Origin of the sequence: Pseudidiomarina piscicola (assembly GCF_902806985.1) — a bacterium.
Taxonomy (GTDB): domain Bacteria; phylum Pseudomonadota; class Gammaproteobacteria; order Enterobacterales; family Alteromonadaceae; genus Pseudidiomarina; species Pseudidiomarina piscicola.
On record NZ_CADCXY010000001.1, the window covers coordinates 943176 to 967632 of the forward strand.

Genomic DNA, 24457 nt, shown 5'->3' on the forward strand with positions numbered 1-24457 from the left:
ATCAAAAAGGAGGCCTACATGACAACTGAATCCGTAAATGTAGTGATCGTCGATGACGATGTTATTTCACTCGAAGTCATGAAAGCAATGCTCGCGCACTTTCCCGAAGCAAAGATTCATACTGCTCTGACCGGGCAGGAAGCTTTTGATTTAATTGTGGCGCAGCAACCCGATCTCGTGCTACTTGACCATCAGCTCCCCGATTTTAACGGTGTCGAACTGTACTGTAAGGTTCGTGATAAACTTGGCGCGGCAACACCCACCACTGCAATGATTTCCGGCAATAAGCCGGAAAGTTTTGCCACTGAGTGTGACGCGGTCGGTATCAACACCTTACTGCAAAAACCACTAGCTCCCAGTGACTTGACTGAGCTGATGCGCATCGCCGGCGCTAGCAAGTAAGCGCTGGCTATCTTCGAGAAATTTCTGGGAAAATTCGCCAAAGTAGTCACTTACTTCCCTGAACTTACTCACAAACTTTGTTTTATCACCGGCTTCAATTGCCGTTAGCACTTCGTCAAACGTTGCGAGGTAACGTCGCAACATGGCGAAGTTTTCGGGGTGAGCCAAAATAATGTCTGCGTACAAGTCAGGGTCTTGGGCAAACAACCTGCCCACCATCATCAACTCGAGACGATAGATCGGCGAACTTAAATCGAGTAGTTGCTGCAGATCCGCTTGTTCCTCGGCTAAATGTGTACCATAAACAAAGGTCGATAAATGCCGCATCACTTGGATAAAGCCCATTGCTTCGTCATGCTGCGATGCAGTCGTATGATAAAGCTGTGTGCCCCAACGGGCCAACGTTTCCAGCAACCATTGGTACGCCTCGGAGTGACGCCCTTCAGTTACCACGATCAGCTGTTTGGCGAGGGTCGCTAACTGGGGGCCAAACATCGGGTGTAACCCTACCACGGGGCCGCGATGTTGTTGCAACATAGCCGCCACCGGTTGCTGTTTAACACTGGTGACATCCGCGAGGATGCAATGCTCAGGTAATCGCGGAAGTTTCGCGATAACGGCCTCAGTCGCAGCTATCGGTACACTAATTAGAACTAAATCAGCTTCATTACAGTAATCCTCGGCCAATGCCCAATCGTCTTTATCTAAACTATGAACCGCCGCGCCCGCCTCGCGGAAGCGCTCAACAAATAGCCCACCGAGCGCACCTTCCCCCCCGACAACCACGATTTTTTTATGCTCTAGGTGAACATCGGCAGCTTGTTGTTGCTGGTAAGACTCGCGGATGATACGGCGTAAAACATCTTCTATGAGATCTGGTGAAAGTCCTTTGGCTTGTGCATCTTCTCGCCTTGCACTGAGCAATTTGGCTTCACGTTCAGGCACATACAAAGGCTGCCCCAGCGAGCGTTTAACAACGCCCACCTCGGCGGCAAGTTGTTTGCGCTGATGTAGCAGATTCAGCAAAGCACTATCCGTTTCGTCAATGGCGTTACGAAGCTGCTGTAGCCTCTCCTCTGGAGATGGAACGGACGATTCAGACATGAAGACTCCTAAATTAAGCGGCTTGGTTTCATTGTGCCTTATTTTGGCCATAAAAAAACCCGCCATTGGCGGGTTTTTCGATGCTTTCTTTGAGCTTACGCTTATTACAGCTTTTCGCGGATACGTGCAGATTTACCTGAACGCTCACGTAGGTAGTAAAGCTTAGCACGACGAACCGCACCTTTACGCTTCACAACAATGCTGTCGATGATTGGGCTGTGCGCTTGGAATGTACGCTCAACACCTTCACCATTTGACACTTTGCGAACTGTGAATGCAGAGTGCAATCCACGGTTACGCTTGGCGATAACCACGCCTTCAAATGCCTGAACACGTTCACGGTTACCTTCAACAACCTTAACATTAACGACCACTGTATCACCCGGAGCATAGTCCGGAAGGTCTTTTTTCATTTGCTCGTCTTCGATCGCTTTGATCAAATTCTGACTTACTTTTGCCATGTTAGCCTCACTTGCCTAGATTAACTACCCGAGTCAGTTTTCGCACCATGATGAACAATAAAGTCATCTAATAACGTCTGCTGCTCGTCAGTCAGAGCTAGATTATTTAACAGTTCTGGCCGCCGCAACCAAGTTCTACCAAGAGCTTGCTGCATGCGCCAGCGTCTAATTTTTTCGTGGTTACCACTCAATAGTATCGGTGGTACCGCCTCACCATCTAAAACTTCTGGTCGTGTGTAATGCGGACAGTCGAGTAACCCAGCTGCAAAAGAATCTTCTGTTGCTGAATCTTGATGCCCCAAGACCCCGGGAATCAAGCGCGCCACACTGTCAATTAAGACCATTGCGGGCAACTCACCACCGCTTAACACGTAATCGCCTATCGACCATTCTTCATCCACATGTCGCGCTATTACACGCTCGTCGATGCCTTCATAACGACCGGCGATTAGGATCAACTTGTCATTTGCAGCGAGCTCTCGCACACCTTCATGATCAAGCTTGCGACCCTGAGGTGACAAATAAATCACCTTAGTACTGGCACCTAGTTGTTGCTTGACCTCGGCAATCGCATCTGTGAGCGGTTGCACCATCATCAACATTCCTGGACCACCGCCATAAGGTCGGTCGTCTACGGTACGGTGTTTGTCTTGGGTAAAATCTCGTGGGTTGGTCAACGTGATGTTGAGTACCCCATCGCGAACTGCTCTACCCGTTACACCGTTGTCAGAAATTGCCTGAAACATTTCAGGAAAGAGCGTAATAACGCCTACCTGTAATTTCGCAGCCATTAAAAGTCCGACGGCCAGTCCACAATGATACGCTTGTTTTGAGTATCGACCTGCTGCACATATTGACTCTGAATAAACGGAATCAAGCGCTCAGACCGACCAAATGCATCATTGCTATTCGCTTTCACCACCATTACATCATTCGATGCTGTGGCCATTAACTGGTCAACGATTCCCATGTTATAGCCGTCGGTATTAACGACAGTCATACCAATCAAATCGCGCCAGTAAAACTCATCTTCTGGCAATTCAGGTAATTGCTCAGCGCTGATCACAATATCGGCACCTGTTAACAAGTGCGCGGCATCACGATCTTCTACGCCAGCTAATTTTGCAATCAGTCCTTTATTATGTCGACGCCATTCATCGACTGTAACGTCCTGCAACTTACCCTGTTGACGAATTTGCCAAGAGTGATAATTAAATATGGCAGCAACGTCATCCGTGTAACTTTGAACTTTAATCCAACCTTTAACGCCGTACACCGCGCCTAATTGGCCAACGACAACGTGTTCAGTAGGCGTAGTCATAGTTACCCTTCAAATCGTTACTTAAGCTGCGCTACGCGCATCTTTTAAAAGCTTAGCTACGCGCTCAGATACAGTCGCGCCGTGACCAACCCAGTGGTCAACACGCTCTAAATCAACACGTAATTTTTCTTCTTGACCACGCGCTAGCGGGTTAAAGAAGCCTAGATTTTCAATGAAACGACCGTCGCGGGCATTGCGACTGTCGGTTACTACCATCTGGTAGAATGGGCGCTTTTTGGCGCCGCCGCGTTGTAAACGAATGGTTACCATTACGTTCCTCGATACAGTTTTATAATGTTAAGTAAATAGAAAAATCTCCGACCTGGGTCGAAGAGCCCGGCAATTCTACCGATTTTTCTGTCGAATGCAAGTATTCTCTAGCGTTTAGGGAACATGCCTGGAGGCATTTTACCACCCATTCCGCCCATACTGCGCATCATTTTTGCCATGCCGCCGCCTTTCATTTTCTTCATCATTTTTTGCATCTGCATAAACTGTTTAAGAAGTTTATTCACATCCTGCACTTGAGTTCCCGAGCCGGCGGCAATACGGCGCTTACGGGAACCCTTGATCAAGTCTGGAAATTGTCGTTCTTTGGGTGTCATAGAGCTAATAATCGCTTCCATTCGCACCGTCATCTTGTCATCGAGCTGACCTTTAACTTGGTCGCCCATTTTTCCCATACCAGGCATTTTATCGAGTAGCCCCATCATGCCGCCCATATCACGCATTTGCGCTAGCTGGTCGCGGAAGTCCTCAAGTGAGAACTTGCCTTCTTTCATGACTTTTTTAGCAACTTTCTCGGCTTTACTGCGATCGACTTTCTGCTCTAGCTCGTCGATCAATGAAAGCATGTCGCCCATGCCTAGTATGCGTGACGCAACACGCTCTGGGTGAAAAGGTTCTAGCGCGGTGTTCTTCTCACCAACCCCTAAGAACTTAATCGGTTTACCGGTAATATGGCGAATAGAAAGCGCTGCACCACCACGCGCATCACCGTCGGTTTTGGTCAATACAACACCGGTCAACGGTAAGGCTTCATTGAAGGCTTTAGCGGTATTCGCCGCATCTTGGCCGGTCATTGCATCTACGACAAACAAGGTTTCAATCGGCTTGATGGCTGCATGCAGCTGCTTAATTTCAGCCATCATTGCATCGTCGATCGCGGTTCGACCCGCGGTATCGACGAGTACCACATCAATAAACTTTTTCCGAGCATGCGCTATCGCAGCTTCGGCAATCGCCACCGGCTTTTGGTCCGTAGATGACGGGAAAAATTCGACGTCAACTTCAGCGGCTAGAGTTTCTAGCTGCTTGATGGCCGCGGGGCGATAAACGTCCGCAGAAACCACTAAAACTTTTTTCTTCTCGCGCTCGCGTAGGTAACGCCCAAGCTTACCCACACTGGTAGTTTTACCCGCACCTTGCAAACCGGCCATCAGGATCACAGCAGGCGGCTGCGTGGCTAAGTTCAGGGGAACATTGCCTTCACCCATAGCGTGTTCAAGTTCTTGTTGCACAATTTTCAAGAACACTTGGCCCGGCGTTAGGCTTTTATTGACTTCGGTACCTACCGCACGTTCTTTCACACGCTTTATAAACTCGCGCACCACCGGTAACGCAACATCAGCCTCAAGCAGTGCCATACGCACTTCTCGGAGGGTGTCTTTTATATTGTCATCGGTAAGTCGGCCACGGCCGGTGATATTTTTTAATGACTGCGACAAACGGTCGCTTAAATTCTCAAACATGGGATACTGTCCATCTACTGCTAGCTGACAATGATATTGCGTCAAGTATATCGTAAATCAAGGGAAGTTTCTCAACCCTATTGGGTTTCGCCGCAACAATGCATATACTTGAGCCTTAACGTCGAAAAGCTACACAACTTAATCTGTGGGAACCAACATGCTGAGCCTTCTTGTCCTGACTCTGCTTCTTTACCTCGCCAGCGCCGGTGCCATGTGGCGTCAACTTGCTACTGAAGGAAGCTCGAATCGATTAAGTTGGGGACTTACCTTAGCGGCAGTCGTCAGCCACGGCGTATTGCTTTGGAATTATTTAGCGCGCGATCACTTTGATCATTTGAATGTCGCCAGCAGTTTGAATGTTGTCGCCTTTTTACTGGCGCTGTTTTCGCTGATTCGTGTGCAACGCAATAGCGGCTTAATTTTACGCCCTGTTATTTATTTATTTGCCGCTATTAGCTGCCTTATTCTATGGTTTAGCCCCGCCGACTGGGGGGCTAGCATCGCCGATACCCACGGCTTGGCCATTCATATCGTTTTGAGCTTACTGGCATACGCCATTTTAATGTTAGCAACGCTTTACGCGATACAATTATTGTACCTCACCTACGTGTTAAAGAATCACCGTAAGAACGCACTGTCCGGTTACTTACCGCCATTAATGGTTGTCGAACGTTACTTTTTCCGCTTATTAAGCTCGGGCACACTGCTACTATTTATTGCCATTGCCAGTGGTTTTGTCTTCCTCAATGACATGTTTGCGCAGAACCAAGCCCATAAAACTATTTTGAGCTTGATGGCACTCGTCATTTACCTAGCCGTAGTGTTATTGCATCGACTACGTCAACTGCGCGGCAGAAGCCTAGTGCTTACCAGTGTTATTGCCAGTGTTTTACTTAGTCTCGGGTACTTTGGTAGCCGTTTCGTTCGTGATGTTTTATTGAGCTAGTCGCAGCTAACCTGCGAAAACTAAGGCGCCGAACTTGACTTGTCGGGCCAGCTCATTAAATTAGGCACTCACGCATTAATTAAAGGTAACTTTTTTGGACGAAATAGCCACGTCGACCCTGCTCATCATTCTGGGTCTCTTACTGTTTCTTTCGGCGTACTTTTCTGGCTCGGAAACCGGCATGATGTCGGTCAACCGTTACCGTTTACGCCACCTTTCGCAACAAGATCATGCCGGAGCGAAACGCGTCCAATACCTTTTGGATCGCCCAGATCGGCTCATTGGCTTGATTCTCATCGGCAATAACTTGGTGAATATTGCTGCCTCGGCCATCGCCACGGTTATTTGTATCCGTTGGTTTGGCGACGCAGGTATCGTCGTTGCGACCTTTGGGTTAACAATGTTGGTACTGATATTTGCCGAAGTGACACCGAAGACCATTGCCGCACTGCATCCGGAGCGCGTGGCCTTTCCTAGTTCAGTCATTCTTAAGCCGCTATTAACCTTAATGTACCCTTTCGTTGCCGTGGTGAATTTTATTACCAATGGCTTTATGCGCTTACTCGGGGTCAATCCTAATACGACATTAGGGCAAGACGCCTTAAGTTCGGAAGAGTTACGAACAGTCGTAAACGAAGCTCAGTCAATGATTCCGAGTAGTCACCAAGATATGCTCATCAGTATTCTCGACCTTGAGAAGGTCACGGTCGAAGACGTTATGATTCCGCGTTCTGATATCAGCGGTATTGACGTGCAAGACGATATTAAGGTGATTATTAAACAGTTATCACAAGCACAATACACCCGTTTACTGCTCTATCGGGGCGAAATCGACGACGCTATCGGTTTTCTGCACGCACGCGACATTATGCAAATTGTCACCAAGTCGAACAACGATACCGACAAAGCAGAGTTAGTGCGTAGCGCCCGTGAAATCTACTACATTCCCGAAGGTACGACGCTGAATGTGCAATTGCTTAAGTTCCAACACAACAAAGAGCGCATTGGCTTGGTGGTCGACGAATATGGCGATATTCAAGGGTTGGTAACACTCGAAGATATTCTCGAAGAGATCGTCGGTGACTTCACTACAAATATCACGCCAACACCTAGCGAGTCAGTGACGCCGCAAGAAGATGGCTCCATTGTTGTTGAAGGAACCGCAAACATTCGTGATCTCAACAAAGAATTGAACTGGGAGCTACCGACTGACGGCCCAAAAACCGTCAGTGGCTTAATCGTTGAGTTACTAGGCGATATTCCACAAAACCCGCTATGCATGCGGATTGATGGTTATGCGTTGGAAATTTTAGAGTGCAGTGAAAGCATGGTAAAACAAATCCGCTTTATGCCCCTTGAGTCTCGGCATTTAGAGCAGCAGAACCTTTTTAACTAGCGCGCGATGGCTCATTTAGGCGGGAACTCAGCCAAACAACCAACGTGACAACCAGCCGCGTTTCAGATCATCTTCACAGCGCCGCAGCTGCGCACCATAGGTGCCCGCCCGTTGCTTTACCCGCTCAGCCGTACGCATCAACCAGGCTTTTGAACGATAGGTCTGACGTTTGTAACCGCCCCACCCCTCGTGATAGTTAAGGTATTGCCCGTAAGCATCCCATTTCGACACACCATTCACCCGGTGGCTTTTGTCAATAAACCAACCCATGAAATCAATGGCATCTTCAAATGAGTCGCGCGAGGCCCAGCCATTTCCGGTTTCTCGTTCGTAGTCATCCCAAGTTGGTGTTTTCGCTTGCGAGTACCCATAAGCACTGCTCACTCGGCCCCATGGAATAATCCATAACAAGTAGTCGCGAGGTGGCACTGCATCGTGCTTGAATGAACTCTCTTGGTACATGATCGCCATCGGGATTTGAATCGGTACACCCCATCGATCACGCATATCCGCGGCAGCGTCGTACCAGTCACGTTTCTCATAGAAGATTTCACATAAGTCTTCCGGCTGCTTAGGTGGTGCCGACGCACAGCCGACCACAGACGCCACCAAACAGCCGGTAATCAAAGCCTTCAGCTTGAACGTCATGACTGGCCGCATTCCTCTGCCGTTAGCGCTGCTTTGGCAAAGTAATCACTCAGAAATTCATCAAATGATGTGTTTGCATCCATTGTTTCGCGAGACTTTTGTTCAGCCAATGAGGCATCGCGCCAGTCGCTGAAATCAGCTTCGGAAAAATAACTCAAGGGCTGAGTCAGCTCAGCTTTATACTGCTCGGCTAACCGTAAGCCTAAACAACCATTCTCAATGGTTTCGTCTCGCATAATAGCGAGCATTTGCCCCGATAGCGTGAGCTCCGGATTTAACACCATCTGATAATGCTCCGCTAGTGTGTCTTGGTAGCTGGTATCATCGTCTGTATCCAAAAACTTGGCGACACTTTGCAAGTCAGCAAAAAGTTCTTCTAGCCAGTCTGAAATTGGTCGGTCATAGCCATTATCGTTAAGGGTTAAACGAGGGTTTCGACCATCGAGTACCACTTTGGTAAAATTTTGCTCCGTGACTTGCTGTTCGTCCCAGTTTAGTTCGGGGCTATCGCTCAACAAGCATTGCAATAACAGCAAATCTAACATGCGAATTTGTGCTTCGGTAATGCCTATCGGGCTAAAGGGATTAACGTCGAGTGCGCGCACTTCAATATACTCGACACCGGCTCGTTCGAGCGCTTGAGTTGGTGTTTCACCACCTTCGGTAACACGCTTAGGTCGAATCGGTGAGTAAAACTCGTTCTCGATCTGTAAAATATTGGCATTCAGTTGACGGTAATCAGCTTCACCGTTTGCTGTCGTTTCTTTAACGCCAATTTTAGCGAACTTTTGTGATGGCGTCGTAATAGCCCGGCGCAGGCGCGTTACGTAGTCCGATAACGAGTTATAGGTGATCTGTAAATCAGCCTGCTCTTTATTGGTGTAGCCTAAGTCGCTCATCCGCAACGAGGTTCCATATTCGCGATACACGGTACCCTTACCTAGCTTTTTAAGCTCCATCGCGCCATCGGTATGGTCTAAAAAAGACTCGCAAATAGCCGGTGAAGCACCAAACAAATAAGGGATCACCCAACACAGTCGCTTATAGTTGCGAATTAAGCCAAAATAGCGGGCCGATATGTAGGTCGCGTCCAAACGTTTACTTTCTTGCTCTGCCAGCGCTTGCCACATCGCCTGTGGTATCGAAAAGTTAAAATGCACCCCAGAGATAATCTGCATGCCGCCGCCATACCTATAGGTTAAGCCTTGGCGATAAAGATTTTTCATGCGGCCACTATGTGAGTCACCATAACGTGCAATATGGATATCTTCAGCTTTGCCAACGAAGCATGGCATGCTTAGCGGCCACATCAACTCATCGCCCATGTAGCGATAGGTATAGCTATGTATGTCGGTCAACTGAGCAAGGGTCACTTGAATATCACTTGCCACCGGCGTGATGAACTCCAGTAGCATTTCAGCATAATCTGTCGTGATATGCGGATGGGTGAGCGTTTTACCTAAAGCAATTGGATGCGTGGTCGACGCAAGTTTTGCGTCCTCCGTAATGCGCAAACATTCGCGCTCAATACCGCGCTGAATACGGCGCATCTCTGCTTTGTTAGAAAGCGAACTCAAGTGGTTCAGGGTGTCTAATAACGTTGTCTGCAAACTCGTTCCTGCCTATCGCTAGGTTCTGTCTCGAATGAGGTAAAGCTTACTGTTTCTCGGGCGCTACGTCCATGATCTCTGTCGCATTTGGGACAGTTTGATTACTTGGCGAATGATCCATTGCATGGCATCATGCAGCTTATCTCTATTTGGTATCCGGTGTGACAACATTATGGCGGCAGACGATATGGCGACCGATAACAATAAGCCAGACGAACAACAGCTGCGTACACTTGCAGACATGCAGGAAGCGATCGCTGCAGCGAAAGCCGCTAATCAGGCCAAGAGCGAGTTCTTGGCCAACATGAGCCACGAAATTCGTACACCGATCAACGCCATCTTAGGAATGACACAGTTATGCCTAAAAACCGAACTTAGCGATAAACAGCATGGGTACCTGACCTCGATTGAAAGCTCATCGAAGATCCTGCTTGGAATTATCAATGACCTACTCGACTTCTCAAAACTGGAAGCCGACAAATTAACAATTGAAAAAATTCCGTTTGATTTAGAAGAAGTACTCAGCAATTTGGCGGATTTATTTGCCTATCGTGCGCATGACAAAAACCTCGAATTTATCATTCAACTACCGGCAAACTTGCCGACGCGACTGATCGGTGACCCGTTACGTTTGAATCAAGTTCTCGTGAACCTTGTCAGTAATGCCATTAAGTTCACCGAGCAAGGTGAAGTGGTCGTTGCGGTGACGAAACTAGAGCAAACATCCAGCCAGTTGTACCTTAGATTATCGGTGACCGATACCGGTATCGGAATGGATGAAGAGCAACGACATCGCTTGTTTCACGCATTTACGCAGGCCGACACCTCAACCACACGAAAATATGGCGGTACCGGGCTTGGTTTGGCGATTAGTCAGCGCATCGTAAAACTCATGAACGAACATGGGATCGGTGTAACCAGCAGTAAAGGCCAAGGCACAACGTTTTTTATCGAACTCAAGTTGCCATTGCAACAGCCTCAACAGCCCCGTATTTCACCCGAGGTACTTGCTGGTTTAGCAGGTAAACATGTATTGATTGTAGAAGATAATTTAACCACCCGAGAAATGCTTAGCGATATGCTTCGCAGTATCCAAATGCGGGTTAGCAGCTTTCGTACTGCAGAGGACGCGCAGCAGGCTCTTGAGCAAGAGTCTTTTGCGGCCTGTATCATTGATTGGCAACTGCCAGGCATTTCAGGGGTTGAGTTCTGTGCCACACTACTACAACAACATGAGCCGCCGGCATGCATTCTTGCAACCAGTTACCATGCCACAGAGCTAATTGAGTACGCGCGAGGCTTAGGGGTCAAAGAGCACTTACTGAAGCCTTATACCAGCCATTCGGTGATTCGTGCTTTAGCATCGGTACTTAACTTGCAACCGCCTGAACCAACGCGTGAATCAGCCCCACACTTAGCTGGCCTAGCTGGTACTCGGGTACTGCTAGTCGAAGACAACGATATCAATCTACGTATCGCCAAAGAAATGCTCGAACACCTTGGCCTTGTTGTGGATATCGCTACCCACGGTAAAGAAGCGGTGGAGGCGGTGCAAGAGCATGACTACGGCCTAGTATTAATGGATATTCAGATGCCTGTTATGGATGGTTATAGCGCCACACGCGCTATTCGTCATCAGTTTTCTTATGAACGATTACCCGTTATCGCCATGACAGCAAACAATGCCGTAGAAGACGTGGAGCAATCGCTTGCAGCTGGTATGCAAGATCATTTAGACAAACCCATTGATGAAAAGAAACTGCGCAAAGCAATTGAGAAATGGTGTCGCAAAGACTGTGCAAAAAGCGCTGTCACATCGCAAGTAGACCAAACAAACGCCGAGCGCCGCTATCCCAACCATCATGATATTGATTTTCAAGGGGCAATGGAGCGGCTCAATCATAACTTAGAGCTCTATTCGGATCTGATTAACCATTTGCAACAAAGCTATCAAGAAGCCCCTCTAAAAGTGGTAGACTTCATTACCAAAGGACAACATCAAGACGCTCAGCGTTACTTTCATACACTGAAGGGGTCTGCTGCTAATTTAGGTTTATTAGGTATTGAGCGTCTTGCGAGTCAGCTTGAGCAAGCCATGAAAAACGCCGAGTTTGACCAGGTTGCCGACTATATTACACGGCTCTCGCCATTACTTGAGCAAGCATCTCTGGCGGCATCCGATTTAAAATTATGGGTTGAACGACAAAATCAAGGCAAATAGGTGACCACAATGATCCGCTTCTTATTCCTAATTCCGCTCGTTTTATGTCTGCTTTGGTGGGTGTATCTGAATGTCAACGGCTACACTTTTAAACAGGGCCGTAAAGGCTATGTCACCATTTTAATCGTGAGCGCCTTTATTGCCATTGTCTACAGCCTACTGCTGTGGTTAACCGGGCGACAGTTTTAAAGCTATCGCCCGCCAAACACTTAACCCACCAAGGCTAACAAGATACCTGCGGCCACCGCCGAGCCTAGAACACCGGCAACGTTAGGGCCCATTGCATGCATCAGTAAGAAGTTGCTCTGGTTCGCTTCTAACCCAACTTTATTAACCACCCTAGCGGCCATCGGTACCGCCGACACACCGGCTGCACCAATCAGAGGGTTGATAGGCGTCTTACTAAACTTCGCCATTAGTTTGGCCATCAATACGCCAGACGCCGTACCGATACTGAACGCCACCGCGCCGAGTGCTAAAATACCTAAGGTTTGCAAACTCAAAAACTCTCCCGCTGAGAGCTTTGAGCCGACGGCGAGCCCTAAGAAAATCGTGACAATATTAATTAGCTCGTTTTGCGCTGTCTTACTCAAGCGTTCAACAACCCCAGCTTCACGCATAAGGTTACCGAGGCAAAACATTCCTACCAACGGCGTTGCGGCGGGAAGGAACAGCAGCGTCAAAAACAACACCGCTAACGGAAACAGTATTTTTTCACGTCGTCCAACTTGACGCAGCTGCTCCATTTTTATCGAACGCTCTGCTTTACTCGTTAACAAGCGCATAATAGGAGGCTGGATAATAGGTACCAATGCCATATAAGAATAGGCGGCGACAGCAATTGCACCGAGTAAATCGGGGCTTAGCTTAGATGCCAAGAAAATTGCCGTTGGCCCGTCTGCACCACCAATAATGGCGATGGCTCCCGCGTCTTGCATAGAAAAGTTAAAACCGGGAAGGCCATTGAGTGCTATCGCACCAAATAAGGTTGCGAATATACCAAACTGGGCCGCCGCTCCGAGCAATAGTGTTCGCGGATTTGCCAACAGCGGACCAAAATCTGTCATAGCACCTACGCCCATAAAGATAATGAGCGGAAATACCCCAGTATCGATGCCGACCGCATAAATGTAGTACAACAAACCACCGGGTTCGGTAAAACCTGCCATCGGTATATTGGCCAAAATAGCACCAAAGCCGATCGGCAACAGCAATAAAGGTTCAAATTTTTTCTTGATCGCTAGATAGAGTAGCAAGGCACCCACCAGCATCATGGTTGCCTCGCCCCAAGTGAACGCGGACAGCGCGGTACTGTTCCATAAAGTTATTAAACGGTCCATTGCGCAATTACTCCAAGCTTAACAGCGTATCACCAACGGCAACACTATCGCCTTCACGCGCATGCACTTCAGCTACTTTACCGCCACGATCAGCCTTAATGTCGGTTTCCATTTTCATCGCTTCAAGCACAATTAAAACGTCACCTTCAGCGACCTCTTGCCCAGGGCTTACTTGAACTTTGAAAACATTGCCGGCCAGCGGCGCTGTAACTGACTCTTGGGCGCTTGACGTTGCCGTAGACTCAGTCGTTTCAGACGCTTCTTCTTCAACACTATCAACGGCACCACTTGGGCCCACTTCGACGGTATAGGTTTTACCATCAACTTTGACGTTATAACTCGCTTTACCGCCTTGCTTGGTTGTCGATGGTGCGGCCGAAGACTCGTTCGCCTTAGGTGTCGCTGTATCGGCTTCTGGCACCGGCTCAAACGCATCGGGATTGTCCCGATTGGCAAGAAACTTCAGGCCTATTTGTGGAAACAACGCATAGGTTAAAACATCATCGACTTCATTATCGGCAAGGCGCAGAGACTTTTCTTTAGCGTGCTGACGTAACTCACTGGTGAGCTTATCCATTTCATCGTCAATCATGTCTGCCGGGCGAACGGTTAGCGGTTCATCGCCTTCCAATACACGTTCTTGTAGCTCTTTGTTGACCGGAGCTGCTGTAGCGCCATACTCGCCGCGAAGCACCCCTTTGGTTTCTTTCGAAATAGACTTATAACGCTCGCCAGTCAACACATTCAACACGGCTTGAGTACCGACAATTTGTGAGGTCGGCGTCACCAATGGAATAAAGCCTAAGTCTTCGCGCACTCGTGGGATTTCCGCCAAAACTTCCTCAAACTTATCTGCTGCTCCCTGCTCTCGCAGCTGATTTTCCATGTTGGTCAACATGCCACCAGGAACCTGCGCCAGCAAAATACGTGCATCAACGCCTTTTAATGAGCCTTCAAACTGTGCATATTTTTTGCGTACTTCGCGGAAGTAGCTGGCGATATCCTCTAACTGAGCCAGATCTAAACCGGTATCGCGTTCCGTGTTTTCGGTCATCGCCACTATAGTTTCAGTGGCCGAGTGACCATAGGTCATGCTCATGGATGAAATCGCCGTATCGAGCATATCAATACCGGCATCAATCGCCTTCTGATAGGTCGCTGTACTTAGCCCTGTGGTCGCATGGCATTGCATGGCAATCGGTAACCCAGTGGCTTCCTTAAGCGCGGTAATGAGGTCGTAAGCGGCTTGAGGGCGAAGTAACCCAGCCATATCTTTAATACAAAGTGAGTCACACCCAAGGTCGGCCAGCTCACTGCCCATCGCCACCCACTTATCAAGGGTATGCACTTCACTTACGGTATAGGCCATGGTGCCTTGCGCGTGCCCTTCAACTTCCTTAGCTGCTTTGATCGCGGTTTCAAGGTTACGTACATCATTCATTGCGTCAAAGATACGAAATACATCGACGCCATTTTCTTTCGCCCGCTCAACAAAGCGACGTACAACATCATCTGCATAATGGCGATAGCCAAGAAGATTCTGACCACGTAAAAGCATTTGCTGTGGCGTTTTCGGCATGACCTTCTTTAATTCTCGAATGCGCTCCCAGGGATCTTCACCAAGGTAACGAATACAGGAATCGAACGTTGCCCCACCCCAAGACTCCATCGACCAATAGCCGACGTTATCGAGCTGTTCTGCAATCGGTAACATATCGTCCAATCGCATGCGCGTCGCTAACAGCGATTGATGTGCATCGCGCAAGACTAATTCTGTTAACTTCAGTGGTTTTGTCATCCTTGGGCTCCTTTTAAAAGCGTTTTACTCGTGCTCACGCCGATAGGTGTGCACAGCTGCTGTGATAGCTGCGACCCGTTGCGCATTTTGTTGTTGGTTTTGGGCACGAGAGACTGGCCGCGTTGATGGTTCAGGTTGACGGTCTTCGGTGCCAATAAAACGGCGTAAAAGCGCCATGGCAACCAGAAGAAGTATGAGGAATACGAACACAGTGATCATGCCCGTAAGCATTATCGTTAAAGCTTCTGAGAGTTGCTGCTGCATCGTCGTTAACCTGCCTTTTTAAGCTGTACAAATAAGCGTAACTTAAAAGCAGAATAACACAACTTTCTGATGCGTAAGTGTTAGTTGGGAATATAGGAGGTATAAATCTAGGAAATGGCGCGCTCGGGAGGACTCGAACCTCCAACCGCCTGGTTCGTAGCCAGGTACTCTATCCAGTTGAGCTACGAGCGCGTCGTATAGTCTTCGATTGTTTGCAAATGGCGCGCTCGGGAGGACTCGAACCTCCAACCGCCTGGTTCGTAGCCAGGTACTCTATCCAGTTGAGCTACGAGCGCGTTGCAAACAAATGGCGGTGAGGGAGGGATTCGAACCCTCGATAGGGCTACAAACCCTATACTCCCTTAGCAGGGGAGCGCCTTCAGCCTCTCGGCCACCTCACCGCTTACTTGTGGCGATGAATTCTAGCGACACTGAAAATAATGTCAAACGATTTTTTCCAATTAAGCGTTCGTTTGTGGGATTTTTAGACATCTCGCATAAAATTCCCACAGAACTCGTCATTTTGACAGCTTATAGATCAAAAAAGCTGATGACACCGCATCAGCTTTTTGTCGCAATTTAGTCGTCAGACGACTCAGGTTTGTCTTCATTCTCCGCCTGAATTCGCATATAAATTTCTTCGCGGTGTACTGAGACATCTTTGGGCGCATTAACACCTATGCGCACTTGATTCCCTTTGACACCCAATACCGTGACCGTGACCTCATCTCCAATCATTAAGGTCTCACCCACGCGACGGGTTAAGATCAACATTATACCTGCTCCTTCCCTACTATTTGTTTGTGCGGGCATCCATGAGAAAACACCACACGACCAGCCTGAATTATTCTCATCAGATTGCACGAATCCTCACCGGATGTCATGCAACTTTCATTCTAGCAAGGAATTTAGAACCATGACAGTTTGATTCATTAAACCGACGTCATCTAATCAACAACTTATCGCAATAATTCCTCAATGCGCTGCTGCGCAGCCGTCAAAGCTTGGCTCATTTTACTGCTATCCGAGCCACCCGCTTGCGCCATGTCGGGACGACCACCGCCCTTACCGCCAACTTCAACGGCTGCAACATTGACCACATCACCGGCCTTTACCTTGCTGGTTAAATCTTTGGTTACGCCAACAATCAGACTTACCTTGCTATCACTCGCAACCGCTAGCACCACGATACCACTGCCTAGTTGATTCTTAAGGTCGTCAACCATGCCTCGCAATGCTTTACTTTCTACGTTATCGAGCTGCGCCAAGATCACTTTATGTCCGGCAATATCGACCGCTTGTTCGATCAAACTGCCGCCTGCTTGCGCCGCCAGTTGCTGCTGCAAGTCATTGATAGTCCGTTCCATGCCTTTGCTTTTCTCTAAGAACTGCTGCAAACGCTGTGGTAATTGGCTTACCTCGGACTTCAACAGCCCTGCAGCGTCGCGCAGCAGTTGTTGCTGTTGTTGGGTATAGCTTACCGCCGCAGCGCCGCTCACGGCTTCGATACGGCGAACGCCTGAGGCAATACCGGCTTCACTCACTAGACGAAACGAGCCGATATCTCCGGTACGTTGCACATGGGTACCACCGCACAATTCCATCGAGTAGTCGCCCATACGCACCACCCGCACATCATCATCATACTTTTCACCAAACAGAGCCATAGCGCCAGCTTTCTTTGCTTCGTCTATGGGCATAACGCCGGTGGTAAGTTCGTGGTTCGCAGCAATCTGTTGATTGACTTCACGTTCTATCGCATCCATTTCAGCTGCGCTTACTGCAGCGAAGTGCGAGAAATCAAAACGTAGTCGCTCAGCGGTCACCAAGCTTCCCTTTTGCGTTACATGCTCGCCCAAAACATTACGCAAGGCGGCATGTAAAAGGTGGGTCGAAGAGTGATTACGCTTTATCTCTGCGCGGCGCTGATCATCGATTTCGACCTTCACTTCATCGCCGACCGAAAGTTGGCCTTCAGTGCGGCCATGATGGGCAATCGCTTTACCTATATATTGCGTATCTTCAACCGCAAACAGCGAAGCGCCGTCGGCAGTCACAAACCTGCCACTATCCCCTATTTGACCACCGCTTTCGGCATAAAAAGGTGTGTGGGAAAGTACCACGACGCCGTGCTGCCCTGCCGCCAGTTGGGTTACTTGCTCACCGTTACTGAATAGCTCGACCACCTTGCTGGTACCTGACACATCGGTATAGCCGGTGAACTCACTTTGCTGGGCTGATTTCAAACCCTGGTTATAGTCGACACCAAACTGCGACGCCTGCTGAGCACGTTTACGCTGAGCTTCCATCGCCTGTTCGAAGCCTTCTGCATCAACAGTTAAAGCTTTTTCACGAGCAATATCTGCGGTTAGGTCTAATGGGAAACCGTAGGTGTCATACAGCTTAAACACCACTTCGCCTGGAATCACGTCACCTTTAAGCTCGTCTAGCGCGTCGTTCAGAATCGCTAAGCCCCGCTCGAGTGTCTTGCCAAACTGTTCTTCTTCACGCAACAGTGCATCGCTAATAACTTTTTCTTTTGCTTTAAGCTCGGGGTAGGCTGTTCCCATTTGACGAATCAGCTCCGCCACTAGTTTATGGAAAAACGGCCCTTTCGCACCAAGCATATTGCCGTGTCTCACCGCGCGGCGAATGATTCGACGCAACACATAACCACGCCCCTCGTTCGACGGTTGAACACCGTCGACCACCAAAAAGCTACACGAGCGAATATGATCAGCAATGACGCGTAGCGACTTGCTTTCTAAGTCGTCGGTTTGGACCAGCTCCGCTGCTGCTTTGATCAACGCTTGGAATAGGTCAATGTCATAGTTGCTATGTACGTTTTGCAAAATGGCCGCAATACGCTCTAAGCCCATACCGGTATCTACCGATGGTTTAGGCAACGGCTCTAATGTTCCATCGGCTTGGCGGTTGTATTGCATGAAGACCAAATTCCAGATCTCAATGTAACGATCGCCGTCTTCTTCTGGGGTTCCCGGTGGGCCGCCCCACACATCAGCGCCATGGTCGTAGAACACTTCAGAACATGGACCACAAGGACCGGTGTCGCCCATCGCCCAGAAATTATCTTTTTCGCCGATACGCGAAATGCGGTCTTCCGGCACGCCTATTTCATTTGCCCAAATCGCGTAGGCTTCATCATCCTCGGTGAACACTGTCACCCAAAGCTTTTCTTTAGGTAGCTTCAGCTCTTCTGTAAGAAAGTTCCAAGCGTACTGAATCGCCTCGCGCTTAAAGTAATCGCCAAAACTAAAATTGCCCAGCATTTCAAAAAAAGTATGGTGGCGAGCGGTGTAGCCGACGTTTTCCAAGTCGTTATGTTTACCACCGGCTCGTAAGCAGCGCTGCGCCGACGTCGCGCGTTGATAACCGCGCTGCTCGTCGCCAAGAAAAACGTCCTTGAACGGCACCATTCCCGCATTGGTAAATAACAAGGTAGGGTCGTTACCGGGAATCAATGATGCCGACGCCACACGTTGGTGGCCACGGTCGGCAAAATAAGACAAAAACGCTTCACGGATTTCCGCGCTGGTCATACTCATGAACACTTTCCTACTGCTGCTTATTCGGATGAAATTAAATGCTTATTTAGCGCGAAAGACTACCATGAATGCAGCCCCTCGACTAGTCTGCATGATGGAAGCCACGACTTTGTTTCCATTGTTGACAAATCTTTAAAACAAGGTAGTTTTGCCAACTCTGCTGGAACTTTTATCTATCTAAAAAAGGACTTTCCTGTGCGCTCAGTACTTTATTTTATTTTAATTCTCATGTCTTTCACCGCTACCGCCGGTGTTTCCGATTGGATTCCCTTCGAACATCGTAACGGGCAAGTTCTCGTCGAAGTAAAGGTCAATGGCATCGATAGTTACGCCATTATGGACTCAGGCGCCTCGGTTAACCTTATTAACCAAAACTTCATTGATCATCATCAGCTCAACTTAGAAAAGCTCCGTGGCACCATTTTAGTCCAAGGTGTCCATGAAAAGAGTGAGCGCGATATGTTCCGTGATGTGCCGACCGAAATGTTTGGTCAGAACCTAGAATTGGACTACGTTGCCGGTGATTTCGCCGAGCACCAAATTGCGCTTATTATTGGCGCGCCAGTGCTAGATAAGTTTGTATTCCAGTTTGATTATCCGAATAGCCAGTTACGGCTGATCGATCATGACTCTATCGATTTGTTGGAAGTTAAAAACATTCCCATGCGTTCGCGTCGCGATTACGGCCAACCTATTGTCAATGTGAACCTGAACGATGAAGTTGAAGCTTGGATGATTCTTGATACTGGCGCCTCAACTGGGCTTTACTTGCAACGTGAAATTGCGGAAGAGCATGGCTGGCTGGAGAGCTTTACAACAGAAAAGGGGCGCTCACGCGGCGTCAATACTATCGCAGAAGTTGAATCTTTTATCTTGCCGTTATTTGAGTTTGGCCCCTACTTGTTGGAAGACATACGCGTTACGGTACCCAAAGCTGGCGTACGCGCTGACTTTGGCAAAAACCGCTCGCAACTTAACTCACGTGTCCGTGGCGTTAAAGTCGACGGCCTCATTGGCTACGACGTGCTTAAGCACTTCATCCTCACCATTGACTATAAAAATGGCCGCGGTCACATCCACGCGCCATAATCTAAATCGACTCGTCAGGCTGCTGTTGGCGATCCAACGCAGCCTTGATTTCACCGAATCGAAAACCACGGTTTTGTAAGTGGCGCATTATTTTATCGCGTTCTTGACGCGTCGCCGGTGGCTGCTGACCAAATTTACGTTGTAGCTTGTCGTAACAAAGCTCAACCCAATCGGGGTCAGCACGCTCTACCAATTCAATTAACAGCTCGGCATTAATACCTTTAACCCCGGCAGCCGCTTTTATTTTCATCCAACCGTTACCACTAGCAAGTTGTTGCCGCAACCAGATCTCGGCAAAACGTTCATCTGACTGCCAGCCATGCTCTTGAGCCGTAGCTAACGCTTGCTTGATGACTGCGTCGCTAAACCCTCGTTGACACAACTTTTGCTTCAGTTCATGGGCACTATGCTCACGGCGCCCTAACAGACGAACACAGACTTCGTCAGCTTGTTGTTGATCATCCTCACTCATAAACTACTCCAGCAATGGAATTTTTTCGCCAGTTTACACTCTCAGCTTGTATCTGTTGAGAAAAAAGGACTTAATTATGCGACGTCTAATCCCTGTAATTGTTGTACTTAGTACACTAACGCTAGTTGGTTGTCAGCGCTCGGCTGGGCCTCCAACATCTACCCAGCAGCCAGCTACAATAGCGGTCAGCGGCAGTGCTTCGGTCACCGCAGTACCCGACCGCCTGCAACTTAGCTTGACCGTAGAGCGAATGGGAATGGACATTCCTTCGTTGAAAACCAAAGTTGATTCGATTACCACGAAACTTATCGACTACCTACGCAAACAAGGCGTCGACGATAGCAAAATTCAATCTTATGCGTTACGCGTGTACCCGCAAAATCGCTATGACAACGGTGAGCAAAAGCTCATAGGTTATCAAGTATCACGCCGATTGATCATCGACTTTGTCGATCCAGAGCAACATAGTCCGTTTATACAGTTTGCCCTAGCTAATGGTGTACAGCGCGTGGACCCACCGCAACTAAGCCTCAGTAACGCCAAACAACTTTATCAGCAGGCCCTACAAAAAGCGCTGACCGTGGCGCGCTCAAAGGCCGAGCAAATGGCCGCCACCGCAGCAACGGAGATTATCGCAGTGCAATCGATCCATGAGGGCTCAAATCAAGCTCCTACCGTACGCTACCGTGTGCCACAAGCAGCGATGGACAGTGGTGCCGAGAGTTTACCTGGTGAGCAAGCGGTTGAGGCTCACGTTAACGTGGTATATCAATTAAAACCGTCAAATTAAGGCTAGTCTTCGGTCAATGATTTCGGTGGTGAGGCAGTGAGGCCCGCCACCTCCGCGTACAAACTCCCGACCGTCGACAGGTACCACCGTGCGCGTTGGTACACCTTGCTGTAACACCCTTAATGCATCTAAATCACTGGCTTGGGAGAATTGCGGTAACACCAGCACATTGGGCAAAGAGATCAGATTCACGTAGCTACGCAGCACGGGACGCTGCCCTCGCGTTAAAGCGCCAGCATGTTGACGGATATCGTGATAAAGCGCGGGGTCTTCTTTGTAGGTCGTGGTTGGCGGTAACATAAGCCAGCGATACTCTGCTGCCCACGGTTGCTGCTGTAAGGCTTCGAGCTCTTGGTTCCAAGCGTTATCGTGCACACTCGCGGCGGCAACAATAGTGTCTTGACCAATAAATTGAATTTGGTTATCAACATGGCCGCCAGTTTCATCTGCGGCTAACGGTGAGTGGATCCAGATAATTCGTTGCAGTTGCAACCGCTCTTGCAAGAGTCGCTGCAGTTGCATCAGCCTCATCGTTGGATTACGTTTTTTTAAGCTGTGGGCATGCACCAAGGCCGTTCCATTGCCATCATGACTCAGCATTCCGCCCTCAAACACCACCGGTAAGGCACTAAACGGACTATTCATTCGCGCTGCCAACGACGCCGCGAAGCGCTGATCTCGTGCGTAGCTTTGGTGTACCCCCTGCCAGCCATCAAACCTTGCACCAACCGCTGAATAAGCTTTGCTGTCGTGCACTATTAAGGGCGCGATATCTCGTGCCCATGCATCATCATAGGCGATTGGAAACCATTCCAAGGCCTTAGGAATCATGCGCAGAGCCGTATTAATCTGTGGTGGGTGAATACCTAGCTTAACGGGGTGAAAAGGGGTGATTGCGGCCAACATTTGTAGCAAACGTTGCTGAACAAAAAACGCATTTGCGCGCCATACATCGTTACGATAGGGCCACAACGCAAGTAGTGGCCCCTGATGTTGCCAACCGGCAAGAAGTTTCATTTTCGCGTACGTTGTTTCGCTTCTTGTAGACGTTTTGCCTGGCTCCGACGCGCCCGCGCGTAGCGTTTCTGCCGTGTTTCCTTCCGTCGAGGATCAATAAAGCTACGATCTTCGGGGGTTAGGCCTACCAATTCGCGCAAATAATTGATTTGCTCAAGTGGTAATTCGCCCCAACCGCTTTGGGGTAAACCTTGTTCAAGCTTAATGTTGCCATAACGCACGCGCATTAAACGACTTACAGTAACACCTTGCGACTCCCACAAACGGCGCACTTCGCGATTACGGCCCTCGGTAAGCACGACGCGATACCATTGATTCATGCCTTCGCCACCACCACGCTTAATCTCTTTAAAAGATGCTGGACCGTCTTCCAACTGCACACCCTTTTTCAATTTTCGTAGCATCGCATCATCGACTTCGCCAAACACACGCACCGCATACTCACGCTCAATTTGATGCCCGGGGTGCATTAGCCGATTGGCTAACTCGCCATCGGTAGTGAATAGCAATAAGCCCGAGGTGTTCACGTCGAGACGACCTACCGCGACCCAACGCGAGCCCTGTACCCGTGGTAAACGATCATAAACCGTGGGCCGACCTTCTGGATCTTTGCGCGTACACATTTCGCCTTCGGGCTTGTGGTACATCAGCACTCGGCAAACAACATCTTCTGGGGGCTTAATTAATACTTCATGGCCGTCTATTCGAACTTTTACATCGGCATCAATACGTTCGCCTAAGGTGGCGATTTTACCATTGATACTGACTCGCCCGGCGGCAATTTTGGCTTCTAACTCACGGCGTGAACCGTGTCCAGAACGGGCTAATACTTTTTGTAACTTTTCACTCATGGGGCGCTTTCACTCTCATCGGTCGCTGTCTCAGCGTTCTGTTCTTGAGTAACCGGCCCTGTATTCGATGCCTTTGGCGGTGGCTCTGGAATAGCAGGTAACTCAGCTAGGTCTTTCAGGTTAAAATAATCTAAGAACTCGTTTGTGGTGGCATACAATTGTGGACGCCCAGGAACTTCTCTATGCCCAACAACTTTTACCCAACCGCGCTCTTGTAAGTTCTTCATAATTTGCGAGCTAACACTGACCCCGCGGATCTCTTCGATATCACCACGGGTAATCGGTTGCCGATACGCAATCAAGGCAAGGGTTTCCAGCAATGCCTGGGAATATCGCGGTGGCTTCTCTTGCCATAAGTTGGCGATTATACCACCTAATTCAGCTCGCGTCTGAAATCTGTAGCCCGATGCAACCTGCTGTAATTGCACACCACGCTCTTGATAATCCTGTGCAAGTTCATCAACGACTTCACGCACGGTTTTTCGGGTTGCGTCGATACCATGCTCCAATAAGTAGTCCGTTAGTTGAGCCACCGACAACGGCGTCTCAGCGACGAAGAGTAAGGCTTCAATAAGCTGCTTAATCTGTTGATTCTGCATAAACCTGTTCACGATTAGTTATATGTATTTCGGAAAACGCATCAACCTGAACCACATCGACCAATGCTTCTTTCACCAGCTCTAAAATTGCCAAGAAACTAACGACCACACCCTGCTTGCCTTCTGCTGGCTCAAACAACTCGGCGAATCGCAGTCGCTGAGTTGTTTGCAGTAAGTCTAGAATACGACTCATGCGTTCACGCGTCGACAAACGTTCACGTTGTACTTGGTGGTGATGCTGTAATTCAGCTTGCGCCATTGCTTGGCTGAACGCCACCGCCAGCTCAGCCAAGGCAATTTCCGGCAGCTGATGTTGCACCAAACTTTTGGCGTCGGTATCAGCGTGCACCACCACTAAGTCTCGCTCAGCTTGAGGCATTTCATCAAGGTGGCTTGCGCCGGCCCTAATCGCCTCATACTCTTGTAGCCGCCGCACTAATTCGGCACGAGGGTCTACTTCATCGTCGTCTTCTTGGGGGGGCTTGGGTAATAACATACGACTCTTTATTTCAGCCAACATCGCCGCCATTACTAAGTAATCAGCGGCCAGCTCGAGCTTCATTTCTTTCATCATTTCGACGTACTCCATATACTGTTTGGTGATCGGCAATATGGGTAAATCGACAATGTCGAGCTTTTGCCGGCGGATCAGGTAAAGCAGCAGATCCATTGGCCCGGAAAAGCTTTCTAAAATAAGCTCCAGTGCATCAGGTGGAATATAAAGGTCTTCCGGCTTATCGATAACTGGCTCGCCACGCACAAAGCCCAAAGGTAGTGACTGTTGCTCAGGTGGTGAACTGGAAGTTGCCAT

The 24457-nt window shown here is 48.9% G+C and carries 25 protein-coding genes and 3 tRNA genes; 7 read left to right on the forward strand and 21 right to left on the reverse strand.

What is annotated here, in order from left to right:
* Nucleotides 1-18: 18 nt before the first annotated feature.
* Nucleotides 19-402 (forward strand): response regulator, encoded by a 384-nt coding sequence (locus PSI9734_RS04585; RefSeq protein ID WP_173919905.1) that lies wholly within the window; start codon nt 19-21, stop codon nt 400-402.
* Here the strand turns inward: PSI9734_RS04585 and tyrA are convergent.
* From tyrA to ffh, 6 genes are all read right to left on the reverse strand, one after another.
* Nucleotides 349-1506, reverse strand: coding sequence for a bifunctional chorismate mutase/prephenate dehydrogenase (tyrA, locus tag PSI9734_RS04590; protein WP_173919906.1), 1158 nt, complete (start codon nt 1504-1506; stop codon nt 349-351). The two genes, PSI9734_RS04585 and tyrA, sit on opposite strands and share 54 nt — an antisense overlap.
* A gap of 104 nt (nt 1507-1610) precedes the next feature.
* Nucleotides 1611-1967, reverse strand: a complete 357-nt coding sequence (rplS, locus tag PSI9734_RS04595) for a 50S ribosomal protein L19 (RefSeq protein WP_173919907.1) — start codon at nt 1965-1967, stop codon at nt 1611-1613.
* A gap of 20 nt (nt 1968-1987) precedes the next feature.
* Nucleotides 1988-2758 carry a tRNA (guanosine(37)-N1)-methyltransferase TrmD gene (gene trmD / locus PSI9734_RS04600; RefSeq protein WP_173919908.1) on the reverse strand — a complete coding sequence of 257 codons (771 nt, stop codon included), beginning with the start codon at nt 2756-2758 and terminating at the stop codon, nt 1988-1990.
* Nucleotides 2758-3288, reverse strand: coding sequence for a ribosome maturation factor RimM (gene rimM, locus PSI9734_RS04605; protein WP_173919909.1), 531 nt, complete (start codon nt 3286-3288; stop codon nt 2758-2760). The genes trmD and rimM overlap by 1 nt, the downstream gene beginning before the upstream one ends.
* A 21-nt stretch (nt 3289-3309) precedes the next feature.
* Nucleotides 3310-3558 (reverse strand): 30S ribosomal protein S16, encoded by a 249-nt coding sequence (gene rpsP, locus PSI9734_RS04610; protein ID WP_173919910.1) that lies wholly within the window; start codon nt 3556-3558, stop codon nt 3310-3312.
* Nucleotides 3559-3665: 107 nt separating this feature from the next.
* On the reverse strand, nt 3666-5039 hold the full coding sequence (gene ffh, locus PSI9734_RS04615; RefSeq protein WP_173919911.1) for a signal recognition particle protein: 1374 nt from the start codon (nt 5037-5039) through the stop codon (nt 3666-3668).
* Nucleotides 5040-5196: 157 nt separating this feature from the next.
* On the opposite strand from ffh, the gene PSI9734_RS04620 reads away from it, so the two are divergent.
* The gene (locus PSI9734_RS04620) at nt 5197-5985 is read left to right on the forward strand and encodes a cytochrome C assembly family protein (protein WP_173919912.1); all 789 of its coding nucleotides are present in this window, start codon (nt 5197-5199) and stop codon (nt 5983-5985) included.
* 94 nt (nt 5986-6079) lie between these two features.
* Nucleotides 6080-7381, forward strand: coding sequence for an HlyC/CorC family transporter (locus PSI9734_RS04625; RefSeq protein WP_173919913.1), 1302 nt, complete (start codon nt 6080-6082; stop codon nt 7379-7381).
* A 27-nt stretch (nt 7382-7408) separates the two neighbouring features.
* Here the strand turns inward: PSI9734_RS04625 and PSI9734_RS04630 are convergent, their stop codons facing one another.
* On the reverse strand, nt 7409-8029 hold the full coding sequence (locus PSI9734_RS04630; RefSeq protein WP_173919914.1) for a transglycosylase SLT domain-containing protein: 621 nt from the start codon (nt 8027-8029) through the stop codon (nt 7409-7411).
* Complete coding sequence (gene gshA, locus PSI9734_RS04635) at nt 8026-9639, reverse strand: glutamate--cysteine ligase (RefSeq protein ID WP_281351424.1); 1614 nt, start codon at nt 9637-9639, stop codon at nt 8026-8028. Before gshA ends, PSI9734_RS04630 begins: the two co-directional genes overlap by 4 nt.
* Nucleotides 9640-9763: 124 nt before the next feature.
* Between gshA and PSI9734_RS04640 the strand changes: the two genes are divergently transcribed.
* Both PSI9734_RS04640 and PSI9734_RS04645 read left to right on the forward strand, forming a co-directional pair.
* Nucleotides 9764-11860: a response regulator gene (locus tag PSI9734_RS04640; RefSeq protein WP_173919915.1), complete on the forward strand. Its 2097-nt coding sequence runs from the start codon at nt 9764-9766 to the stop codon at nt 11858-11860.
* Between the two features lie 9 nt (nt 11861-11869).
* The gene (locus PSI9734_RS04645) at nt 11870-12049 is read left to right on the forward strand and encodes a hypothetical protein (RefSeq protein WP_173919993.1); all 180 of its coding nucleotides are present in this window, start codon (nt 11870-11872) and stop codon (nt 12047-12049) included.
* A 20-nt stretch (nt 12050-12069) separates the two neighbouring features.
* Here the strand turns inward: PSI9734_RS04645 and PSI9734_RS04650 are convergent, their stop codons facing one another.
* From PSI9734_RS04650 to alaS, 8 genes are all read right to left on the reverse strand, one after another.
* The gene (locus tag PSI9734_RS04650) at nt 12070-13200 is read right to left on the reverse strand and encodes a sodium ion-translocating decarboxylase subunit beta (RefSeq protein WP_173919916.1); all 1131 of its coding nucleotides are present in this window, start codon (nt 13198-13200) and stop codon (nt 12070-12072) included.
* A gap of 7 nt (nt 13201-13207) precedes the next feature.
* Nucleotides 13208-14998 (reverse strand): sodium-extruding oxaloacetate decarboxylase subunit alpha, encoded by a 1791-nt coding sequence (oadA, locus tag PSI9734_RS04655; protein WP_173919917.1) that lies wholly within the window; start codon nt 14996-14998, stop codon nt 13208-13210.
* Nucleotides 14999-15022: 24 nt separating this feature from the next.
* The gene (locus tag PSI9734_RS04660) at nt 15023-15262 is read right to left on the reverse strand and encodes an OadG family protein (protein ID WP_173919918.1); all 240 of its coding nucleotides are present in this window, start codon (nt 15260-15262) and stop codon (nt 15023-15025) included.
* A 115-nt stretch (nt 15263-15377) separates the two neighbouring features.
* Nucleotides 15378-15454: transfer RNA gene (locus PSI9734_RS04665), tRNA-Arg, on the reverse strand.
* Between the two features lie 27 nt (nt 15455-15481).
* Nucleotides 15482-15558, reverse strand: a tRNA-Arg gene (locus PSI9734_RS04670).
* Between the two features lie 12 nt (nt 15559-15570).
* Nucleotides 15571-15663 (reverse strand) — tRNA-Ser (locus tag PSI9734_RS04675).
* 178 nt (nt 15664-15841) lie between these two features.
* Nucleotides 15842-16036, reverse strand: coding sequence for a carbon storage regulator CsrA (gene csrA / locus PSI9734_RS04680; RefSeq protein ID WP_173919919.1), 195 nt, complete (start codon nt 16034-16036; stop codon nt 15842-15844).
* A gap of 185 nt (nt 16037-16221) precedes the next feature.
* Nucleotides 16222-18828 carry an alanine--tRNA ligase gene (gene alaS / locus PSI9734_RS04685; RefSeq protein WP_173919920.1) on the reverse strand — a complete coding sequence of 869 codons (2607 nt, stop codon included), beginning with the start codon at nt 18826-18828 and terminating at the stop codon, nt 16222-16224.
* Nucleotides 18829-19023: 195 nt separating this feature from the next.
* On the opposite strand from alaS, the gene PSI9734_RS04690 reads away from it, so the two are divergent.
* Nucleotides 19024-19917, forward strand: a complete 894-nt coding sequence (locus tag PSI9734_RS04690) for a pepsin/retropepsin-like aspartic protease family protein (RefSeq protein ID WP_173919921.1) — start codon at nt 19024-19026, stop codon at nt 19915-19917.
* A 1-nt stretch (nt 19918) separates the two neighbouring features.
* Here PSI9734_RS04690 and PSI9734_RS04695 read toward each other — a convergent pair whose 3' ends face one another.
* Entirely contained in the window at nt 19919-20389 is a 471-nt protein-coding gene (locus tag PSI9734_RS04695; protein ID WP_173919922.1) for a regulatory protein RecX, read from the reverse strand.
* A 76-nt stretch (nt 20390-20465) separates the two neighbouring features.
* On the opposite strand from PSI9734_RS04695, the gene PSI9734_RS04700 reads away from it, so the two are divergent.
* On the forward strand, nt 20466-21179 hold the full coding sequence (locus PSI9734_RS04700; RefSeq protein WP_173919923.1) for an SIMPL domain-containing protein: 714 nt from the start codon (nt 20466-20468) through the stop codon (nt 21177-21179).
* Here PSI9734_RS04700 and PSI9734_RS04705 read toward each other — a convergent pair.
* The 4 genes from PSI9734_RS04705 to PSI9734_RS04720 are packed head-to-tail and all read right to left on the reverse strand — an operon-like array spanning nt 21171 to nt 24457.
* Nucleotides 21171-22196 carry an agmatine deiminase family protein gene (locus tag PSI9734_RS04705; protein ID WP_173919924.1) on the reverse strand — a complete coding sequence of 342 codons (1026 nt, stop codon included), beginning with the start codon at nt 22194-22196 and terminating at the stop codon, nt 21171-21173. The two genes, PSI9734_RS04700 and PSI9734_RS04705, sit on opposite strands and share 9 nt — an antisense overlap.
* Entirely contained in the window at nt 22193-23047 is an 855-nt protein-coding gene (gene rluB / locus PSI9734_RS04710; RefSeq protein WP_173919925.1) for a 23S rRNA pseudouridine(2605) synthase RluB, read from the reverse strand. The genes PSI9734_RS04705 and rluB overlap by 4 nt, the downstream gene beginning before the upstream one ends.
* A complete protein-coding gene (gene scpB, locus PSI9734_RS04715) occupies nt 23044-23646 on the reverse strand; it encodes an SMC-Scp complex subunit ScpB (protein WP_173919926.1) in 603 nt (200 codons plus the stop codon). The genes rluB and scpB overlap by 4 nt, the downstream gene beginning before the upstream one ends.
* Nucleotides 23627-24457 carry a segregation and condensation protein A gene (locus PSI9734_RS04720; RefSeq protein WP_173919927.1) on the reverse strand — a complete coding sequence of 277 codons (831 nt, stop codon included), beginning with the start codon at nt 24455-24457 and terminating at the stop codon, nt 23627-23629. Before PSI9734_RS04720 ends, scpB begins: the two co-directional genes overlap by 20 nt.

Coding starts and splice junctions, on each gene's coding strand:
- PSI9734_RS04700 (WP_173919923.1), top strand. CDS start 20,466: ATGCGACGTCTAATCCCTGTAATTGTTGTACTTAGTACACTAACGCTA.
- PSI9734_RS04585 (WP_173919905.1), top strand. CDS start 19: ATGACAACTGAATCCGTAAATGTAGTGATCGTCGATGACGATGTTATT.
- rplS (WP_173919907.1), bottom strand. CDS start 1,967: ATGGCAAAAGTAAGTCAGAATTTGATCAAAGCGATCGAAGACGAGCAA.
- PSI9734_RS04695 (WP_173919922.1), bottom strand. CDS start 20,389: ATGAGTGAGGATGATCAACAACAAGCTGACGAAGTCTGTGTTCGTCTG.
- PSI9734_RS04650 (WP_173919916.1), bottom strand. CDS start 13,200: ATGGACCGTTTAATAACTTTATGGAACAGTACCGCGCTGTCCGCGTTC.
- PSI9734_RS04630 (WP_173919914.1), bottom strand. CDS start 8,029: ATGACGTTCAAGCTGAAGGCTTTGATTACCGGCTGTTTGGTGGCGTCT.
- tyrA (WP_173919906.1), bottom strand. CDS start 1,506: ATGTCTGAATCGTCCGTTCCATCTCCAGAGGAGAGGCTACAGCAGCTT.
- PSI9734_RS04620 (WP_173919912.1), top strand. CDS start 5,197: ATGCTGAGCCTTCTTGTCCTGACTCTGCTTCTTTACCTCGCCAGCGCC.
- PSI9734_RS04660 (WP_173919918.1), bottom strand. CDS start 15,262: ATGCAGCAGCAACTCTCAGAAGCTTTAACGATAATGCTTACGGGCATG.
- trmD (WP_173919908.1), bottom strand. CDS start 2,758: ATGGCTGCGAAATTACAGGTAGGCGTTATTACGCTCTTTCCTGAAATG.
- alaS (WP_173919920.1), bottom strand. CDS start 18,828: ATGAGTATGACCAGCGCGGAAATCCGTGAAGCGTTTTTGTCTTATTTT.
- PSI9734_RS04640 (WP_173919915.1), top strand. CDS start 9,764: ATGGCATCATGCAGCTTATCTCTATTTGGTATCCGGTGTGACAACATT.
- csrA (WP_173919919.1), bottom strand. CDS start 16,036: ATGTTGATCTTAACCCGTCGCGTGGGTGAGACCTTAATGATTGGAGAT.
- PSI9734_RS04720 (WP_173919927.1), bottom strand. CDS start 24,457: ATGGCAACTTCCAGTTCACCACCTGAGCAACAGTCACTACCTTTGGGC.
- rpsP (WP_173919910.1), bottom strand. CDS start 3,558: ATGGTAACCATTCGTTTACAACGCGGCGGCGCCAAAAAGCGCCCATTC.
- scpB (WP_173919926.1), bottom strand. CDS start 23,646: ATGCAGAATCAACAGATTAAGCAGCTTATTGAAGCCTTACTCTTCGTC.
- ffh (WP_173919911.1), bottom strand. CDS start 5,039: ATGTTTGAGAATTTAAGCGACCGTTTGTCGCAGTCATTAAAAAATATC.
- PSI9734_RS04645 (WP_173919993.1), top strand. CDS start 11,870: ATGATCCGCTTCTTATTCCTAATTCCGCTCGTTTTATGTCTGCTTTGG.
- oadA (WP_173919917.1), bottom strand. CDS start 14,998: ATGACAAAACCACTGAAGTTAACAGAATTAGTCTTGCGCGATGCACAT.
- rimM (WP_173919909.1), bottom strand. CDS start 3,288: ATGACTACGCCTACTGAACACGTTGTCGTTGGCCAATTAGGCGCGGTG.
- PSI9734_RS04705 (WP_173919924.1), bottom strand. CDS start 22,196: ATGAAACTTCTTGCCGGTTGGCAACATCAGGGGCCACTACTTGCGTTG.
- rluB (WP_173919925.1), bottom strand. CDS start 23,047: ATGAGTGAAAAGTTACAAAAAGTATTAGCCCGTTCTGGACACGGTTCA.